Genomic DNA, 18,269 nt, shown 5'->3' with positions numbered 1-18,269 from the left:
TGGGCATCGGCGGCAGTGACTGGGGGCCTCGCCTGGTGACGCGCGCCTTGCGCCACGGCGGCGCGAAGCGCGAAGTGCGATTCGCCTCCAACGTCGACTCGCACTCCGTCGCCGACGCCATGAGCCGGCTGGATCCGCACGACACGCTGGTCATCGTCGCCTCGAAATCATTCACGACCACCGAGCCGCTGGCCAACGCCGAAGTCGCGATGAACTGGCTGCGGGAAGCCGGCGTGGCCGATCCCATCAAGCAGGTCGTGGCGATCACCTCCAACGTCGAAGCCGCGCTGAATCTGGGGATTCTGCCCGACCACATTTTCCAGATCTGGGACTGGGTCGGCGGCCGCTATTCGCTGTGGTCGGCGATCGGCCTGCCGATCGCGCTGGCGCTAGGCAACGAGGCGTTCGACCAGTTGCTGGCCGGCGCCGCGGCCATGGACGAGCACTTCCGCACCGCCCCGACCGCGGACAACGCGCCGGTGCAGCTGGCGCTGGCCGGCGTGGTCAACCGCAGCGTGCTGGGCTATGACTCGCTGGTGATCGCGCCTTACGACTCGCGGCTGTACCACATCGTGCCGTGGGCGCAACAGCTGGAGATGGAATCGCTGGGCAAAGTCGCCACCGCCGACGGCAGCCCGGCCGGCGTGCCGACCGGGGCGGCGATCTGGGGCATGTCGGGCACCGACTGCCAGCACACGTTCTTCCAATGGCTGCACCAGGACACCATGGGCGCGCCCGTGGACTTCATCCTGTGCGAACAGCCCAACCACGACTATGCACGACACCATGAGCTGCTGATCGCCAATTGCCTGGCGCAGCGTTCCGCACTGCTGCGCGGCAAATCCTTCGACGAAGCGCTGGCGGAAACCTCCGCCACCGAACGCGATCCGGCCCGCGCGCGCCTGCTGGCGCAACACCGCGTCCACCCCGGCGGGCGCCCGTCATCGCTGATCGTGCTGCCGCGGCTGGAAGCCTATACGCTGGGTGCGCTGCTGGCGCTGTACGAGCACAAGGTGTTCGTGCAGGGCGTGATCTGGGGCATCAACCCGTTCGACCAGTGGGGCGTGGAATTCGGCAAGGCGCTGGCCAAGAACATCATGCGAGAGCTGGACTCGCCGCAGACGAGCCAGCAGGACCCGTCCACCCGCTTCTGGATCAACGCGATCTCGCGCCGCCACTAACCCGCGCTGAGCGTGTTGTAAAGCGCCACGTGGGTGCGGGCAACCTGCTCGATATTGAATTCACGTTCGGCCAGCGCCCGGCCCGCCTTGCCCATCGCCTGCCGCAATGCAGCATCTTCGGCCAAGCGGGCGATCGCATCGGCCAAGGCCTGCGCGTCCCGCACCGGCACGAGCAAACCGGTTTCGCCGGGCTCGATCGCATCCCGGCAACCCGGCACGTCGGTTGTCACGACGGCGCGCGCGCACGCGGCGGCCTCGATCAGCGACTTGGGCAGGCCTTCGCGATACGAAGGCAGCACGGCAATGTGGGAGGCCGCATACAACGCCGGCACGTCCGAACGTTCCCCCAGCGCCTGGACAGTCCCGTCGCGCTGCCAGGCGTCGACTTCATCCTGCGTCGCCGATGCGGGGTTGCCCGCGTCCACGCCGCCCACCAACTGCATCGTTACCGGTACGCCGCGCTGGCGCAGGATGTCCGCGGCCTGCACGAACTCCTGCACGCCCTTGTCGCGCAGCAGGCGGGCCACCATCGTGACCACGACCGGCGGCGCAGGCGGCTCGGGCAATGCGCGATAGGCGTCCAGGTCGACGCCTGCGCCGCGGATCATGACGACCTGCGCGTCGCGCACCGCGCCTAGCGATTTGAGCAGGTCGCGGTCATTGGCGTTCTGGAAGATCACGCGACTGTTGGGATGGCCCAGCGCGATCCGGTACAGCCTGGCCACGACCGCGCGCACCAGCCGCATCTTCAACGAATCGGACAGGAACACGAAGCCCAGCCCGGAAATCGCCGCCACCATGCCCGGCACGCGGGCCAGGCGCGCGGCGATGCCGCCGTAGAGCACGGGCTTGATGGTCACCAGGTGCACCACATCCGGACGCACGTGCCGGAACAGGCGGACGAGCGCCAGCAGCGTACCCAGCTCCTGCAACGGATGCTTGCCGCTGCGCGTCATCGGGATAGCGTGGTGCGTCATGCCGAGTGCCTGGATGTCGGCCACGGCAGGCCCGTCCATCGTGGCCACATGCACGTCGTAACCCGCGCGCTGCGCGGCTTGCGCCAGCGGCACGCGATGCGACATGAAGAATGCCGGATTATTGACGACGAACATCAAGCGACGGCCGGCGTTCATGCCTGGACTCCAGAAATGCGGCGCCACACGGCGAGGTACCGTTGCACCATCCGGGCAAGGTCGAAATTTTCAAGTACGCGGGCGCGCCCGGCTTCGCCCGCCCGTCGGCTGCCTCGCGCAGCCACGTCGCCCAAGGCCGTCTCGATACCGCGCGCCAGCGCCTCGGCCTGTTCGGGCGGCACCACGACACCGGTATCGCCGACGATATAGGCGGCGTCGCCCACGTCGGTCACGACGCAGTAAACCCCGCAGGCCATTGCCTCGGCCACCACGTTGGGGAAGCCTTCCGCGCAGCTGGACAGGACATGCAGGTCCAGCCCGTTCATCACTGCGGGCACGTCGTCGCTGGGGCCGGCAAGGATCAGGCGTTCGCGCAAATCCAGCTTATCGATCAGGGCGGCCAGTTCGGCGTTGTCCGGCGTCATGCCGCGCCCGACCAGCACGCAGCGCAAGCCCCCGTCGCGCCCGTCGCGCACCAACGCAGCCACGGCGCGCAGCAGGTTGGCGTGGTCCTTGAGCGGGTCCCAACGGGCCACGCAACCGATCACGGGCGCGTCTTCGGACAGGCCCCATTGCGCCCGCACACGCGCGCGGGCCTGAGCGTCGGGCGCATAGCGGGACAAGTCATAGCCATTTGATATCACCACCATGCGGTCGCGGCGGTAACCCTTCTCGGCATGGCGTTCGGCGGCGTTTTGCGCGGCGCAAACGATCGCGCGGGGCACGCGACCCGACAGCAGCGCGCACACGCGCAGCACCAGACGCGCCGATCGGCTGCTGCGTTCTAGGTGCGCGCCCGAATTACGGATGCCCCAGGCAACGGCGCGCACGCCGGCCAAGCGGGCAGCCAGACCGCCGATCAGGTCGGCGTGGTACATCCAGGTCTGCACGGCGTCGGGGCGACTGCTGCCGATTACGCGGCGCAAGGCCAGAAAGCCGCCCAGGCTGACGCGGCCGCGCTTCATGCCCAGCGCGTGCACGGCCACGCCGGCGGCGCGCAGGCGTTCGCCGTAGATGCCCTCATCGGTCAGCGACACGACGATGTGCTCCACGCCGGCTTCGGGGTAGGTCGCCAGGCGCAGCAGCACGGATTCCGCGCCGCCCTGCCCCAGGCCGGTAATGACGTGCAGGATGCGCATTGCCGGGGTGCTCATCGCGCCTCCCGCACCGCTTCGAACAGTTCGTCCCACTCCGACAGCACGCTGGCCAGCGCATAACGATGGCGCACCGCCGTCGCACCGCGTTCACCCATTTGCCGGCGCAAATTCAGGTCGCCCATCACGCGCTGCAAGGCGCCTTGCAAGGCGTCGCGGTCGCCTGCCGGCACCAGCAAGGCATCCTGGCCGTCGCGCGTCATCTCGCGCGGGCCGCTGGGGCAATCGAACGCCACGCAGGGCAAGCCCAGCGACATCGCTTCCAGGAGGACATTGGGGAAGCCCTCGACCAGCGAACTCAGCACAAAGGCCTGGCCGCGGGCCAGTTCGTCCCAGGGCGCTTCCGTGCGTCCGGGCAGGCTGATCCGCGATTGCAGGCCCAGCCGGGCAACCTGCGCCTCGAGCGCGGCGCGCTCGGGGCCTTCGCCCCAGATGCGCAGGTTCCAATCCGGGTTCGACGGCGCCAATTGCGCGAAGACATCGATCAGCAGATCGAATTGTTTGTCAGAGACCAGACGCCCCATCGCCAGCAGTTCACGCGGACCGTCGTCATCGCGTTGCAACACGCGGGGCGCATCCAGCAAGGGCGCAGGCAAGGGATTCGGGATGACGGCCAGACGCTTGATGCCCGGAACCTGGCGCGAGAACGGGCCGGCGGTGTCTTCCGCCTGCACGGTCACCATGTCGGCGCGCGGATACAGCAGGCGGCGCAGCTTGCGCCACACCGTGCCCGTCGTCGTCTCGGCGACCGGATTCGTCCGCTCGCAGACGATGAGCGGCACGCCCAAGCCTCGCGTGGCGAGGATGGCGGCCACATTGACGTTGGTCAGGAAGGACACCACCACATCGGGTTTGGTGTCGCGGATGTGCTTGCGCAAGGCCATCAGACGCTTGAACGCGGCCATTGCGCCCGACTCCCGCGTGCCGGCGATGTCCGCCAGCCATGCGAGTTCGACCTTGTCAGATAAGGGATAAAAACACGTGCCCTTGGACGAATAGGTGGGCGTCAAGGTGACGGCGTCCCCGCGTTCGGCCCATGCGCTAACCAGCGTGGCAGCCACCCGTTCGGCGCCGCCCGCATGCATGGAACTGACCAGCATCAATATTCTCATTCGTCAGAGACTCCCAATAGATCCCCCTTGATCCGGTTCTGCGCGATAACGGTCCAGCCAGGCCTGCATCATCAGGACGCCCCACAGATGACTGTCCCAGTTGCGATGGCCCGAAGTATGTTCACGCCACTTGCGCAGGATCGGTTCCGGTTCGAACCAGCCTTCCTGGCGCAGGCGCGCGGGGTCCAGCAACGCGTCCGCCCATTCCCGCAAGGGGCCGCGCAGCCAGGCCGCCAGCGGCACGGCAAAGCCGCGCTTGGGACGGTCCACCATCGCTTGGGGCACATGGCGATGCAGCACCTGGCGCAGCAGCCACTTGCCCGTATTGCCGCGCACCTTGTAGTGGTGCGGCAGGCTCCACGCGAATTCATAGACACGGTGGTCGATCAGCGGCACGCGGGTTTCCAGGCTGACCGCCATCGCGGCGCGGTCCACCTTGACCAGGATGTCGTCCGGCAGGTAGGTCACCGTGTCCAGCTTCATCATGGATTCGAAGGTGGAGCCCTGCATGGCCCGCGCGAATTCCGAGACCGGTTCCACGCCGCCCTTGACTACCTTGGACGGATCGGCCCAGTACGACACGAAGTGGCGGTAGAAATCGCCGCGCGAGTCGGTGCGCAGCAGTTCGCCCAACTTGCCGACCTTGCCGCGCCAGGCGCCGCGTCCCGGCAGATGGGTGGATGCGGAGAGCAGCGCGCCTGCGGGCTTGCGGACAAGCGCGGGGACGCGCTCGCACTGCTGCCACCAATTGTTCACGCGGAAGTAGCGCGAATAGCCCCCGAAGAGCTCATCGCCGCCGTCGCCCGACAGCGCCACGGTAACGTGCTGGCGCGCCATTTTCGTGACCAGCGAGGTCGGGATCTGCGACGAATCGGCAAACGGCTCGTCGTACATATCCGCCAGCGACGGCACCACCGCCAGCGCGTCCGCCGCGGTCACGTAAAGTTCGGTATGGTCGGTGCCCAGGTGCGTGGCCACAGCCTTCGCGTGCTGCGCCTCGTCATAGCCCTTTTCATGGAAGCCGATCGCGAAGGTGCGCACCGGCTTGGCGCTTTGCGCCTGCATCAGGGCCACGATGGTCGACGAATCGATGCCGCCCGACAGGAAGGCGCCCAGGCTCACGTCAGCCAGCATCTGGCCACCGACGGCCTTGGACAGCACGCCTTCCAGCGCTTCGGTGGCTTGCGCGTCCGACTCGAATTTCAACAGCGATCGGGCGGCGGTGTCGGCGGCGTCGCGCGCCGACCAGTACACGCGCGGCTCGGGCATGCGGCGGCTGCGGGTATCGTCGGCCGTGAATTCGACCCAGGTGCCCGGCGGCAGCTTGGCGATGCCTTCATAGATGGATTGGGGCGCCGGAATGTAGTTGTGCCGCATGAACGACGCCAACGCATTGCGGTTCAGGTCGCGGCCAAATCCCGGGATGGGCATCAGGCCCTTCAGTTCCGAAGCGAACACCAGCTCGGCGCCCGAATAGCCGTAGTACAGCGGCTTTTCGCCCATGCGGTCGCGCGCCAGCACCAGCTTGCGCGAGGCGCGGTCCCACAGGGCGATCGCAAACATGCCGACGGCCGCCTGCAAGGTCGCCTCGATACCCAGCGCCGTGAACCCCGCCAGCAGGGTTTCGGTGTCGGAGTGCCCGCGCCAGGACGGCGCCAGCGCGGATTGCTCCAGCTGCTTGCGGATGTCCAGGTGGTTGTAGATCTCGCCGTTGAAGACCATCACATAGCGGCCGCAGGCGGACGACATGGGCTGATGGCCCGCTTCGGTCAGGTCCAGGATCGCCAGGCGGACGTGCGCCAGCGCCAGATCCGCCTCCGGGTCTTCCCAGAAACCGTTGCTGTCCGGCCCGCGGTGGCGGATGCGGCGGCAACTTTCCGCCAGCACGCGCTCCTTGTTTCCGAGGGGGCCCCAAATTCCGACTATTCCACACATGATGTAGTTCTCGTGGTCACCGTAGCAACGGCGCACCGCGTGGGCCTAACGGCCCGATGCGCGCACGCCGTCAAAAAGTTCTTGCCATTGTTGCAGCACGCGCGTGGCCGAAAACCGGTCGCGCACGTCAGTCGCCGCCTGCGCCATGCGCTGGCGCGCGGCGTCATCGCCCATGACGTCCGCCAGCGCCTTGCACAGCGCGGGCACATCGCCATTGGGCCGGACCAGTACGCCGTCGATCCCTTCGCGCACGATCTCGCGCGGACCAGTATCGCAATCGAACGACACGGCCGCCAGGCCGCTGGCCATCGATTCAAGCAGGGTATTGGACAGCCCTTCAAAGCGCGACGTCAGCACGTATAGATCGGCACTGTCGTACCAATCGCCCACGTTGCCGGCGCGTCCAGGCATCGAGACGCGCGACGCCAGCCCGGCTTTGCCTACCTGCGCCTCGAGGGCGGCGCGCTCATCGCCTTCGCCCAGAATAACCAGATCCCAGTCCGGATGCGACGGCGCCAGCGTGGCGAACGCCTGAATCAGCAGGTCGAAGCCCTTGTCCCCATGCAGCCGGCCGACCGCCAGCAATCGCTTGCGCCCGTCGCCCGACACCGGGATCAGCAACGGTTCGGCGCGCGGCAAGGGCCAATGCACCGGATTGGGGATGACCGCCAGCCGGGAACCGGGCACATGCTGTCCGATCCAGTCGGCCGTGCCGCGGGTCAGCGCAACGACGCGCGCGGCGCGCGGATAGGTCAGCCGGCGCAAGCGCAGCCATAGGCCCGAGAGCGTCTGCGACGGCGGATGCGTGTGTTCCGTGGCGATCACGCGGCAGCCCAGGCCGGCGCTTGCCAGCACGGAAAGCACGGATGCCGTGGTCATCATGCCCAGCACAATGTCCGGTCGGAACGCCTTGATCACCCGGCGCAATGCCCGCACGCGCTGCACGTTGCTCCAGATGCCGCGCCAGCCGCCGCCCTCGCCCGCCGTATGCAGGACTTCGCGACGGACCTTGGGGTGCAGGCAATAGACGTCGCCTTCGGTGCCGGCTTGCGTCACCACCATCACGTCGCGCCCCATCTCGGCCCAGTGGGCGCTCAGGTCGGCGGCGACGCGCTCAGCGCCGCCGCCATGCAGCGAATGGATGAATAGCAGGACGCGCAAGGCACGGCCGGAATCGGCTTGGGACATTCAATCGGCCTCCTTGGGTTCGACCTTGCGCATCGCCACCACCAGGTAGCACGCGAAGGACAGCACATACATGAGGCTGGTCGCCAGCATGATGCCGGCCGCGCCCATCTTGGGCGCCAGCACGATGTTCAATATGGCCTTCAACGCGAAATTGGCAACGGCGATGGCGGCCATGATGCGGTAGCGGTTCTGGCTGGCCAGCAACTGCACCAGGATCAGCACGCCGAAGTAGAACGGCAATTGCAGCAGGCCCCAGCGCAGCACATGCGCGACGGCCTCGGTGTTCTCGGCGGTGAAGGCGCCGCGCTGGAACAGCACCGACACGCCCCACGGGGCCAATACCCAGCCGATCGCGACGGCGACGGCGCCCGCCCCCACCATCAGCACCGACCATTTCAGCGCCATGCCGCGCGCGCGGCCGGTGTCGCCCCGGGCCTGCACATCGGCCAGCACCGGTAGCGCGGCACGGCCCACCGACACGGCGCCAATGCCCAGCAGCAGGGAAAGCAGCCGGCTGGCGTAGCCCAGCGTCGCGTTCGCATTAGCGCCCAGATTCGCGGCGGCGTACTGATCCAGCGGGCCGACGAAGCTCATCGCCACTTGGCCGATCAGCATCACGCCGGCGGCGCCCATCAGTTCAGGCCAGTGTGGCGAACGCAGCGTCAGGCGCGGCGCGCCCCAGAACCCGCCGTCCGCGCGCGCCGCCAGCCAGGCCAGCCATACGGTCTGGATGGCATAGCCCACCAGCGTGCCCCACAGCAGGGGGCCGACGCCATCAGCGCTGACGGCCAGCATCACCCAGGCCAGCGTCGCCACGGCGGGCACGCTGTCCAGCAAGGTATTGACGTGGCGTTCATGTGCGCGCAATCGCGCGGCGCTGATGCCGGCGATCAGCAGCAGCGCCGACACCGGGGCGAAGGCGGCCAGCAGGTCGCCCGTCATGCCGCGCACGCGATCGGGCAGGCCCTTGCCCAGCAAGTCCACCACATACGGCCAGGCGAACCAGGTAGCGATAGCCAGCGCGATGCCGGCCGCCGCCACCCAGCCTTGCAGTTCTTTGATGAATTGGTCGCGTTCGGCGTCTTCCGCGCGGCGCAGCCGCACCAGCACCGGGATCAAGACTACCGACAGCACGCCCACGATCGTGACCGGCAGCCAGGTGGCCATGGTCATCGTGAATTGGTAGGCGTCCACGGCGTCGCTGACGCCGTACCGGTAGGCCACCGCCATCTCTTTGATGGCGCCGGCGGCTTTGCCCAGCAGCAGGAACACGGCCACCCGGAAAGCGCCTTTGAAGATGCGCTGATGGTCCGGGTGGATGTTGCCGAGTTTGCGGATGAGTGCTTTCAAATCAACGCAGGAATTGCGTGTACCAGGGCATGGCCACTTCCAGGCCTTGCAGCACCGTATGCGACGGCGCGTAGCCCAGCAGTCGGCCCGCCTTGCTGACGTCGGCCTGCGAGTGGCGCACGTCGCCCGCGCGGAAGTCGGCATACACCGGCTTTTTGCCATAGGCCACGTTCTGGTTGCCCAGGGCCTTGACCAGGAAGCCGAACAGGTCGTTCAGCGTGCTGCGGCCGCTGACGGCCACGTTGTAGACCTGGTTGCGGCCTTCCGCCGGCGCCATCGCAGCCAGCAGGTTGGCCTGCACGGCGTTGTCCACAAAGCAGAAGTCGCGGCTGGTCTCGCCGTCGCCGTTGATGGTGACGTCGTCGCCCTTGATCATCGCGGCGGTCCACTTGGGGATCACCGCGGCGTAGGCGCCGTCCGGGTCCTGGCGTTTGCCGAACACGTTGAAGTAGCGCAGGCCCACGGTCTCGAAACCGTAGGAACGCGCGAACACGTCCGCATACAGCTCGTTGACGTACTTGGTCACCGCATAGGGCGACAAGGGCTTGCCGATGTTCTCTTCCACCTTGGGCAATGCCGGGTGGTCGCCGTACGTGGAGCTGGACGCCGCGTAGACGAACGACTTCACTTCGGCGTCGCGCGCGGCGACCAGCATGTTCAGGAAGCCGCCGATGTTCACCTCGTTGGTGGTGATCGGATCCTTCAGCGAACGCGGCACGGAGCCCAGCGCGGCCTGATGCAGCACGAAGTCCACGCCCTGGACCGCGCGGCGGCAAGCGTCCAGGTCGCGGATATCGCCTTCCACGAAGGAAAAGCGCGCCCATTGCTCTGCCGAGACCGAGGTGCGCACTTCGTCCAGATTGCGCTGGTGGCCGGTGGCAAAGTTGTCCAGGCCGGTGACGGTCTGGTCGAGTTTCAGCAGGGTTTCCAGCAGGTTCGATCCGATGAAGCCGGCGCAGCCGGTCACCAGCCACTTGCGCGGCGCAGCCTGCAGTTCCTGCTTGAGGGTTTCAAAGCGTGTCGTCATCTTGGAATCCTTACAGGCGCAGATCGGATTCGTCGGCCGGCAACACGTACTTCAAGTCGTACAGAACGTGTTGCGCCTTGCCCAGTTTGCGGATGCCTTCAGCGCCCAGCGCCTTGAACTGGTTGTGCGCCACCGCCAGGATCACGGCGTCGTACTTGCCCTCTTCCGGCTTGGCCACCGGCGTCAGGCCGTACTCGTGCACGGCCTCTTCGGGGTCGACCCACGGGTCGTAGACGTCGACGTCCACGTTGTAGTCGCCCAGTTCGCGCACGATGTCCACGATGCGCGTGTTGCGCAGGTCGGGGCAGTTTTCCTTGAAGGCCAGACCCATGACCAGCACGCGCGCGCCTTGTACATGAATGCGCTGCTTGGTCATCGCCTTGACCAGCTGCGACACCACATAGCCGCCCATCGAGTCGTTCAGGCGGCGGCCCGCCAGAATGATCTCGGGGTGGTAGCCGATCGATTGCGCCTTGTGCGTCAGGTAGTACGGGTCCACGCCGATGCAATGGCCACCCACCAGGCCCGGGCGGAACGGCAGGAAGTTCCACTTGGTGCCGGCGGCTTGCAGCACGGCTTCGGTGTCGATGCCCATCTTGTTGAAGATCAGGGCCAGTTCGTTGATCAGCGCGATGTTGACATCGCGCTGCGTGTTCTCGATCACCTTGGCGGCTTCGGCCACGCGGATGCTGGACGCCTTGTGCGTGCCAGCGGTGATGATCTCTTTGTACAGCTGGTCGACCAGTTCGGCGACTTCGGGCGTAGAGCCCGAGGTGACCTTTTTGATCGTGCTGACACGGTGTTCCTTGTCGCCCGGATTGATGCGCTCCGGGCTGTAGCCGGCGTAGAAGTCCACATTGAACTTCAGGCCCGACACGCGTTCCAGCACCGGCACGCAGTCTTCCTCCGTCGCACCCGGGTAAACGGTGGATTCGTAGATGACAATGTCGCCGCGCTTGAGCACCGCACCGATCGTCTCGCTGGCCTTGACCAGCGGGGTCAGGTCAGGTTGCTTGTATTCGTCGATGGGCGTCGGCACGGTCACGATGAACACGTTGGCCTGGCCGAGCTCGGCACGGTCCGCGGAGTAGCTCAACTGAGCGGCTTCGGCCAGCTCGGTGTCGCTGACTTCCAGCGTGTGGTCATGGCCGGCCTTCAGTGCGTCGATGCGGCGCGTATTGATATCGAAACCGATGACCGAGCGCTTCTTGCCGAACTCCACCGCAAGCGGCAGACCGACGTAGCCCAAGCCGACGACAGCGAGTTTCACATCCTGAATTCGCAACATAACTCTCCCTTCACCGTAAAGCGATTACGGCATTTTAAATATGGTCGGGTGAAAGATAACCGAGCCCCCGACGGCAATCGCCGGGGCACTCAAACCTAATCCGTGGTCTTCAAAACGGACGGCAGCAGCAGCCATCCCGGCCGGCGCCAGGACACCAGGCGCGCATACAGCCAGATATAGACGCTGGCGAACACCACGAGGCTGGCGCTGAGCGCCCACGCGTTGTCCCACCAGATCGTGGCCGGCACCAGGCCGATCAGCGCCAGCACCCACATGTAGGGCGACGCCATCGCATTGCACAGCGCGGGCACCGCATGGCGGCGGCCGCGGCTGAACGTCACGCGGACCAGCCGGCGGAACACCAGCTGGTGCAGGTGCAGGGCATCCGGCTGGTCAACCGGCACGCCGCGCTTGAAGCGCCGGCGCCAGATCGAAAAACCAGTTTCGAATACGGGGTAGAACAGCACGGCCAGCGCGTAGAACGGCGATACCGACGGATTGCGCACCACCAGCAGCACGGCCAGCTCGGCCAGCATGAAGCCCAGGAAGTACGCGCCGCCATCGCCCAGGAACACGCGTCCGAACGGGAAGTTCCAAACCAGGAAGCCCAGGGTCGCGGACGCCAAGGCGGCGGAGATCAGGAAGATCGGCACGTCGCCCACTTGCATCGCGACAAGGCTGATCGACACCGACATCAGGGTGGCGACCATGCCGGCCAGGCCGTTCATGCCGTCCACGATGTTCAGCGCATGCGTACAGCCGCCCACTGCAATCATGGTGAACAAGAGCGACACGGGCCAGAACGACAGCACGTAGTCCACCGGCGCCATGCCGACGCGGCTGACGCCGCCCAGCAACCACCAGGCGATCGCCGCCGACAGGAATGCCGCCAGCAAACGCTTGCTGGCGCCGATATCTTTGGTGATGTCTTCCAACAAGCCGGCCACGAACACCGGCAGCGCGGCGACGAACAGCGCGGGCCACAGCCACGTCAACGTCATGTTGGCGGGGCCCAGGACCAGCAGGCCCAGCAAGGTGCCGGCAAGCACGGCCAGGCCGCCGACGCGCGGCGTGGCGCGGGAATGGTTCGCTTGCGGCTTGTTCAGATCGCTGTCGCCGGTAAAGCGGCCATGCCAGCGTTCCGACCACACGATGAGCCCGCCCACCATGAACGCGACCACGCAGATATACAGCCAGGTCACAGAATCACCTCTGGTTGGTCTATCGAGACAGGCCCGCCATTATGGGAGGCAGGTGTAACGCCCATATATGGGAGGGATAAGGAAGTGCAATTCAGGGGCACGAAACGTAACACCCGGGATGGGGCCGTTCGTCCGCCGCCAGGCCGCTGGTTGGAAGGGGCTGATGCAACAAAACCGCGAGCGCGCGGAAGGACGGATTTCATGCGCTGATTGTAGAGCTTTCCGCTGGGGAACACGTGAAATATCCCAGGGAAAACGCGGATGCCGCCATAGGGAGGATATGCCGCCGACCGGCCAGGCCGGACGAACTGCCCCAAAAAATAGGGACGCATTAATTCGGCGCAAAAAAAAGCCCGAGATCGTAAGATCTCGGGCTAAATCCACCAAAGGAGGAGGGTGGAGGAGACAACCGTGGCATGTTGGGAGCTGGCCTTCTGCTCGCTACGCGTTCGGGGTTTTGCACCGCGCCGACTGCGTTTCAACATCCGATGACTGAATAGTACCGAGGTTTTTTGTGCGATGCAAGAATTTTTTTAATCTCTTTTGAAGGCCGGTTTTCGCGTTGCATTTTCGCCGCAAATTCTAGCGCCACCCTCTGGAGACCCGCAGCAGTCAACGACCTTGCCGAAAAAAGGGTTTTTGCCGAATGGGTAAACCCATTGCGGACTAACCCTAGATGGCATCGGGTAATCCCACCCTATTTTTTGCACCGTAATGGTGCGTTCTGCACCGGCATGCAGCCGAATTTGCGCACTGCAACATTTCAGCCACAGACCGTTTAGATCCAGTACGCCGTCGTCGTCATGACCTTGGACATTGCCCGCATCGCCGCTTTTACCGGGCCCGGCAGGGGTACGCCCCCTGCCCGCTCGGCGCTGGCGCGATGCTCGGCTTCGTCGTCCTTCATCTTGCGGACGATCTCGCGCGAGCGCTCATCCTGCACCGGCAAGGTGCGTAGATGCTCTTCCAGATGTGCCTCCACCTGCCGCTCGGTCTCAGCCATGAAACCCAGGTTGCGCGGCACGCCCGCATAACTGGCCAGCACCCCCAATGCAAATGATCCGGCGTACCAGACCGGATTCAGCAGGCTGGGCCGGCTGCCCAACTCGGTCAGGCGCTCGTTGCACCAGACCAGGTGATCGACTTCTTCCGAGGCCGCATTCAGCAGCAGCGCGCGCGGCGCCGGCTCGCGGCAGACCGATGCCTGCCCGCGGTACAGCGCCTGCGCGCAGACCTCGCCCACATGGTTCACGCGCATCAGGCCCGCCGCGTGCCGTTTTTCCTGCGCGGACATCGCATCTGGTGCTTCCGCGGACTTGGCCGGGTATGGGCGGCCAGCGGTCGCGCTGTTGGACAGCACCCGCAATGCGCGGTCCGCTTCGGCCAGCAGCGCATCCAGCGGACTGGTGCGGCGCAGGAAGGAAAGGGGGCCGGATTGTGACAGGGCGGTGGGCATGGACAACTCCTTGGCGAAACAGGCCAACACACCCCTGATACGGGGCGGGGCTCTCGTGCCTGGAATTGTACGCAACAGGTATCATCAACCATTGACTGCGCTCAAAGCTCAAGGACACACGACATGGAATGCACGATCGACTGGGGCGGCCCCAACGGCATGCTCTTTACCGCCAGCACCGGCAGCGGCCACGTGGCCGTGATGGACGGCGCCGTGGACGGCGGCGGACATAACCTGGCGCCCCGCCCGATGGAGATGCTGCTGGCCGGCACCGGCGGCTGCACGGCGTACGACGTCGTCCTGATCCTCAAGCGCGGCCGCCATGCGGTCACCGGTTGCAGCGTCAAGCTCCATGCCGACCGCGCGGATGCCGACCCGAAGGTCTTCACCCGCATCCATTTCGCTTTCACGGTCACCGGCCGCAACCTGCCGCAAGCCGCGGTCGAGCGCGCCGTGCAGCTGTCGCACGAAAAGTACTGCTCGGCCTCGGCCATGCTGGAGAAGACAGCGGCGCTGACGTTTTCGGTCGAAATCGTCGACACGCAGGAAGCGCCGGCGGCCGCCTGAAGCGCGCCCGCGTGGTGTAATTCGCCCTATCCCTTCTTCCTTATCTTGATCAGCGCCGCCGCCTTGCACGTGGCGGCCAATTTGCGTCACCCGCAGGGCGGGCGAACACAAGGACCGCCATGAAACAATACCTGGACCTCGTTCAATCCATCCTGGACACCGGCGCGTGGCAGGAGAACCGGACGGGCATACGCACCCTCAGCATGCCGGGCGCGTCCTTGCGGTTCGACCTGCAAAAAGGCTTCCCCGCCGTCACCACCAAGAAGCTGGCGTTCAAGTCCGCGATCGGCGAAATGGTGGGATTCATGCGCGCCTCGCGCAGCGCCGCCGAGTTCCGCGAGCTGGGCTGCAAGGTCTGGGACCAAAACGCCAATGAAAACAGCCAGTGGCTGGCTAACCCGTATCGCGAAGGCCCCGACGACCTGGGCCCCGTCTACGGCGTGCAATGGCGCCAGTGGCCGGCCTACAAGGTGCTGGACGCCAACCGCCCCGCGCAGATCGAAGACGCGCTGGCGCGTGGCTATGCCAAGGTGGCCGACCTGGAAGAAGGCGGCGTCCCGAAGGTGCTGCTGTATAAGGCGGTGGACCAGTTGCGCCAATGCCTGGACACCATCCACGAGCGCCCGGGCGACCGCCGCATTCTGTTCCATGGCTGGAACTGGGCCCAGATCGAAGAAATGGCCCTGCCGCCCTGCCATCTGCTCTACCAGTTCCTGCCCAACGCGACCACCCGCGAAATCTCGCTGTGCCTGTATATCCGGTCCAACGATGTCGGCCTGGGCACGCCATTCAATCTGACGGAAGGCGCCGCGCTGCTGCATTTGGTGGGCCGCCTGACCGGCTACACCCCGCGCTGGTTCACCTACTTCATCGGCGACGCGCACATTTACGAAAACCACCTGCCGATGCTGCGCGAGCAGCTCGCCCGCGAGCCCTACGAATCGCCCAAGCTGGTGCTGTCCGACCGCATCCCCGATTTCGCCGTGACGGGGCGCTACGAACCCGAATGGCTGGAAAAGGTGGAACCGGGCGATTTCTCGCTGGCCGGCTACACCCATCACGCCCCACTCACCGCGCCCATGGCCGTGTAAGATCGCGCTCGGCGCGTCGACGCCGGCTGCCCTGGATGCCCGAGCGGGCAGCCGCCGCAGGCCCTGGCCGGCAGGCGCGCATGCCGCGCCTGCCGGCATAAGTGAAGATTGGTGAGCATCTGGAAGCGCGATTTCGGTATAACCCATCCCTTAGCCTCGGACGCGCGTCCAGAATGCGCTGCGCGCCGCGGCTACCGACCGGCCCGTGCCGAGCCGCGCGTATCGCTTGCTGCGAGCCCGCGCAGCCCATCCGGCAGTGCCGACCGCAGGCATCGCCCGCCGCCCCCCTTCCCGACAAGAGAGTAGGTAAATCGCCAGCGTCGACAGCAGGAATTGTCTTGCGACCCAATTGCAACTGTTGACTACTAATTGATTTGATTTGAGGCCGGCGCGATCGCAGTAAGCGCTCAGGACAGGACCCCACACATGCTCGTTGGAACTTATAACCCTTCGCTCGTCCTCGTATCTCTAGGGGTCGCCATCCTGGCGTCATACACGGCGTTGGGCATGGCCAATCGCGTACGGGCCTCGAACGGGCTGCCGGCCGCGCGCTACTGGCTGGCGGGCGGCGCGCTCGCCATGGGCATCGGCATCTGGTCCATGCACTTCGTCGGCATGCTGGCCTTCAACCTGCCCATCCCCATGGGCTACGACCTGCCCCTGACCATCCTGTCGCTGGGCATAGCCATCGGCTGCTCGGCGTTCGCCCTCTGGATCGTGTGCAAGGACGAACTGCCTTGGCCCAGGCTCACGGCCGGCGCCCTGCTGATGGGCGCCGGGATCGCCGCGATGCACTACCTGGGCATGGCCGCGATGCGCATGGCGCCCGGCATCGACTACGACGCCAAATGGTTCTCGCTGTCCATCCTGATCGCCGTGGCCGCCTCCGGCGCCGCGCTGTGGATCACGTACCGGTTGCGCCAGGACGGGCCGCGCATGGCCCTGTCCCGGCCGCTGGCGTCGGTCGTCATGGGCATCGCGATCGTCGGCATGCACTATTCGGGCATGGAGGCCGCGAGCTTTCCCGCCGGCAGCATCTGCATGGCCGCCGACGGCGGCATCTCCGCCGGCTGGCTGGCCATCGCCGTCACCGCCGTGACGCTCAGCGTGCTGGCCATCGCGCTCGTCGTCGCCGTGCTGGACAATCGGCTGGAAGCGCGCACGTCGGCGCTGGCGTCTTCGCTGGCCGAGGCCAACGAAGAACTGGTGCAACTGGCGCTGCACGACACGCTGACCAAATTGCCCAACCGCATCCTGCTTGAAGACCGGATGGAGCAGGCCATCGAAAGCGCCAGCCGCCGCAAGGGCTACTTCGCCGTGCTGTTCTTCGACCTGGACGGCTTCAAGGCGGTCAACGACGCCTACGGCCACCACACCGGCGACGCCCTGCTGATCGATCTGGCGCAGCGCATCCGGCAGACCCTGCGCACGCAGGACACGGTGGCGCGCCTGGGCGGCGACGAATTCATCGTGCTGAGCGAAGTGATCGAACCCACCGACGCCGCGAACGTGGCGGACCGGCTGATCGAAGCCATCGCCCGCCCGGTCATGGTCTATGGCCACGAAGTGCTGGTGACATCCAGCGTGGGCATCGCGATCTACCCCAACGACGGCGAAGATACCCACAGCCTGCTGACCAACGCCGACGCCGCCATGTACCACGCCAAGCGCCTGGGCGGCACCGGCTACAGCTTCTTCGAGCCGTCCATGAACGCGGACGCGCACGAGCAGATCGAACTGCTGCACGACCTGCGCCTGGCGCAGGAGCGCGACCAGTTCGTGCTGCATTACCAGCCCAAGTACGAAGCGCCCGCCGGCCCCATCATGGGCGCCGAAGCGCTGCTGCGCTGGAACCATCCGACGCGCGGCCTGGTCGGTCCGGACCAGATCATCCCCATCGCCGAAAAGACGGGCCTGATCCTGTCCATCGGGGAATGGGTCATCAACGAAGCCTGCCGGCAGATGCGGGAATGGATCAACGCCGGCCAGGGCCACTGGACCGTCGCCGTCAACATTTCGGCCTTGCAGTTCGCCCACGCCAGCCTGGTTGAAACGGTGCGCACCGCCCTGGCGCGGCACGACGTGCCACCCGCCTGCCTGACGCTGGAAGTGACCGAGTCCACGGCCATGCGCGACGCCGAGGCCAGCCTGGCCGTGCTCAAGCGCCTGTCGGGGCTGGGCGTGACGATCTCCATCGACGACTTCGGCACCGGCTATTCCAGCCTGCTCTACCTGAAGCGGCTGCCCGCGACCGAATTGAAGATCGACCGGGGCTTTGTGAACCAGCTGGAAAACGACAACGAAGACGCCGCCATCGTTTCGGCCATCGTCGCGCTGGCGCAGCAGCTGAACCTGCGGATCGTGGCCGAGGGCGTCGAGACGGCGGCGCAACAGAAGTTCCTGACCGGCCTGGGCTGCGATTCCCTGCAGGGCTTCCTGCTGGGCCGCCCGATGCCTGCCACGGAATTCCTGGAGCACGCGGCCGGCTAGGGGTCACCGGCCAGGCGCTGCCCGCCCGCTCCGGTGGAATTTGCTACGCTTACGCCGTCCGATCGGCCGACTCCCGGCCGTCCCTACCGTTGCCC

The 18,269-nt window shown here is 66.1% G+C and carries 14 protein-coding genes; 4 read left to right on the top strand and 10 right to left on the bottom strand.

All coding sequences use genetic code 11. The features are described 5' to 3' along the window. Nucleotides 1-1,181: glucose-6-phosphate isomerase (gene pgi / locus HG262_RS13150; RefSeq protein WP_169271450.1), on the top strand; the 1,181-nt coding region annotated here is incomplete at its 5' end. Here pgi and HG262_RS13145 read toward each other — a convergent pair. From HG262_RS13145 to coq7, 10 genes are all read right to left on the bottom strand, one after another. Beyond that, a complete protein-coding gene (locus HG262_RS13145; RefSeq protein WP_169271449.1) occupies nucleotides 1,178-2,314 on the bottom strand; it encodes a glycosyltransferase family 4 protein in 1,137 nt (378 codons plus the stop codon). The genes pgi and HG262_RS13145 overlap by 4 nt on opposite strands. After that, the gene (locus HG262_RS13140) at nucleotides 2,311-3,468 is read right to left on the bottom strand and encodes a glycosyltransferase (protein ID WP_248293346.1); all 1,158 of its coding nucleotides are present in this window, start codon (nucleotides 3,466-3,468) and stop codon (nucleotides 2,311-2,313) included. The genes HG262_RS13145 and HG262_RS13140 overlap by 4 nt, the downstream gene beginning before the upstream one ends. Beyond that, complete coding sequence (locus HG262_RS13135) at nucleotides 3,465-4,580, bottom strand: glycosyltransferase family 4 protein (RefSeq protein ID WP_169271448.1); 1,116 nt, start codon at nucleotides 4,578-4,580, stop codon at nucleotides 3,465-3,467. Before HG262_RS13135 ends, HG262_RS13140 begins: the two co-directional genes overlap by 4 nt. Nucleotides 4,581-4,583: 3 nt before the next feature. Next, nucleotides 4,584-6,515, bottom strand: coding sequence for an asparagine synthase (glutamine-hydrolyzing) (gene asnB / locus HG262_RS13130; RefSeq protein WP_169271447.1), 1,932 nt, complete (start codon nucleotides 6,513-6,515; stop codon nucleotides 4,584-4,586). Between the two features lie 45 nt (nucleotides 6,516-6,560). After that, a complete protein-coding gene (locus HG262_RS13125) occupies nucleotides 6,561-7,703 on the bottom strand; it encodes a glycosyltransferase family 4 protein (RefSeq protein ID WP_169271446.1) in 1,143 nt (380 codons plus the stop codon). After that, nucleotides 7,704-9,053, bottom strand: a complete 1,350-nt coding sequence (locus tag HG262_RS13120) for a lipid II flippase MurJ (RefSeq protein WP_169271445.1) — start codon at nucleotides 9,051-9,053, stop codon at nucleotides 7,704-7,706. Nucleotide 9,054: 1 nt separating this feature from the next. After that, on the bottom strand, nucleotides 9,055-10,080 hold the full coding sequence (locus HG262_RS13115) for an SDR family oxidoreductase (RefSeq protein ID WP_169271444.1): 1,026 nt from the start codon (nucleotides 10,078-10,080) through the stop codon (nucleotides 9,055-9,057). A gap of 10 nt (nucleotides 10,081-10,090) precedes the next feature. Then, nucleotides 10,091-11,368 carry a Vi polysaccharide biosynthesis UDP-N-acetylglucosamine C-6 dehydrogenase TviB gene (gene tviB, locus HG262_RS13110; protein WP_169271443.1) on the bottom strand — a complete coding sequence of 426 codons (1,278 nt, stop codon included), beginning with the start codon at nucleotides 11,366-11,368 and terminating at the stop codon, nucleotides 10,091-10,093. Nucleotides 11,369-11,463: 95 nt separating this feature from the next. After that, nucleotides 11,464-12,570 (bottom strand): glycosyltransferase, encoded by a 1,107-nt coding sequence (locus HG262_RS13105; RefSeq protein WP_006226215.1) that lies wholly within the window; start codon nucleotides 12,568-12,570, stop codon nucleotides 11,464-11,466. A gap of 778 nt (nucleotides 12,571-13,348) precedes the next feature. After that, nucleotides 13,349-14,026: a 2-polyprenyl-3-methyl-6-methoxy-1,4-benzoquinone monooxygenase gene (gene coq7 / locus HG262_RS13100; protein ID WP_169271442.1), complete on the bottom strand. Its 678-nt coding sequence runs from the start codon at nucleotides 14,024-14,026 to the stop codon at nucleotides 13,349-13,351. Between the two features lie 123 nt (nucleotides 14,027-14,149). On the opposite strand from coq7, the gene HG262_RS13095 reads away from it, so the two are divergent. The 3 genes from HG262_RS13095 to HG262_RS13085 all read left to right on the top strand — a co-directional run bounded on the left by HG262_RS13095 (nucleotide 14,150) and on the right by HG262_RS13085 (nucleotide 18,174). Then, a complete protein-coding gene (locus tag HG262_RS13095) occupies nucleotides 14,150-14,593 on the top strand; it encodes an OsmC family protein (protein WP_006226212.1) in 444 nt (147 codons plus the stop codon). Between the two features lie 119 nt (nucleotides 14,594-14,712). Further along, a complete protein-coding gene (locus HG262_RS13090; protein WP_169271441.1) occupies nucleotides 14,713-15,684 on the top strand; it encodes a thymidylate synthase in 972 nt (323 codons plus the stop codon). A gap of 426 nt (nucleotides 15,685-16,110) precedes the next feature. Then, nucleotides 16,111-18,174, top strand: a complete 2,064-nt coding sequence (locus HG262_RS13085; RefSeq protein ID WP_169271440.1) for a bifunctional diguanylate cyclase/phosphodiesterase — start codon at nucleotides 16,111-16,113, stop codon at nucleotides 18,172-18,174. Nucleotides 18,175-18,269: the final 95 nt, after the last annotated feature.

Source organism: Achromobacter sp. Bel (assembly GCF_012928505.1).
GTDB lineage: Bacteria > Pseudomonadota > Gammaproteobacteria > Burkholderiales > Burkholderiaceae_B > Achromobacter.
Note: the sequence above shows the minus strand (reverse complement) of the source record. Positions and strands in the feature narration are given on the sequence as shown.

Bases quoted from the DNA above. Each gene is read 5' to 3' on its own strand.
- HG262_RS13085 (WP_169271440.1), top strand. From the start codon at position 16,111: ATGCTCGTTGGAACTTATAACCCTTCGCTCGTCCTCGTATCTCTAGGG.
- HG262_RS13135 (WP_169271448.1), bottom strand. From the start codon at position 4,580: ATGAGAATATTGATGCTGGTCAGTTCCATGCATGCGGGCGGCGCCGAA.
- HG262_RS13115 (WP_169271444.1), bottom strand. From the start codon at position 10,080: ATGACGACACGCTTTGAAACCCTCAAGCAGGAACTGCAGGCTGCGCCG.
- tviB (WP_169271443.1), bottom strand. From the start codon at position 11,368: ATGTTGCGAATTCAGGATGTGAAACTCGCTGTCGTCGGCTTGGGCTAC.
- HG262_RS13095 (WP_006226212.1), top strand. From the start codon at position 14,150: ATGGAATGCACGATCGACTGGGGCGGCCCCAACGGCATGCTCTTTACC.
- HG262_RS13140 (WP_248293346.1), bottom strand. From the start codon at position 3,468: ATGAGCACCCCGGCAATGCGCATCCTGCACGTCATTACCGGCCTGGGG.
- HG262_RS13125 (WP_169271446.1), bottom strand. From the start codon at position 7,703: ATGTCCCAAGCCGATTCCGGCCGTGCCTTGCGCGTCCTGCTATTCATC.
- HG262_RS13145 (WP_169271449.1), bottom strand. From the start codon at position 2,314: ATGAACGCCGGCCGTCGCTTGATGTTCGTCGTCAATAATCCGGCATTC.
- HG262_RS13090 (WP_169271441.1), top strand. From the start codon at position 14,713: ATGAAACAATACCTGGACCTCGTTCAATCCATCCTGGACACCGGCGCG.
- asnB (WP_169271447.1), bottom strand. From the start codon at position 6,515: ATGTGTGGAATAGTCGGAATTTGGGGCCCCCTCGGAAACAAGGAGCGC.
- coq7 (WP_169271442.1), bottom strand. From the start codon at position 14,026: ATGCCCACCGCCCTGTCACAATCCGGCCCCCTTTCCTTCCTGCGCCGC.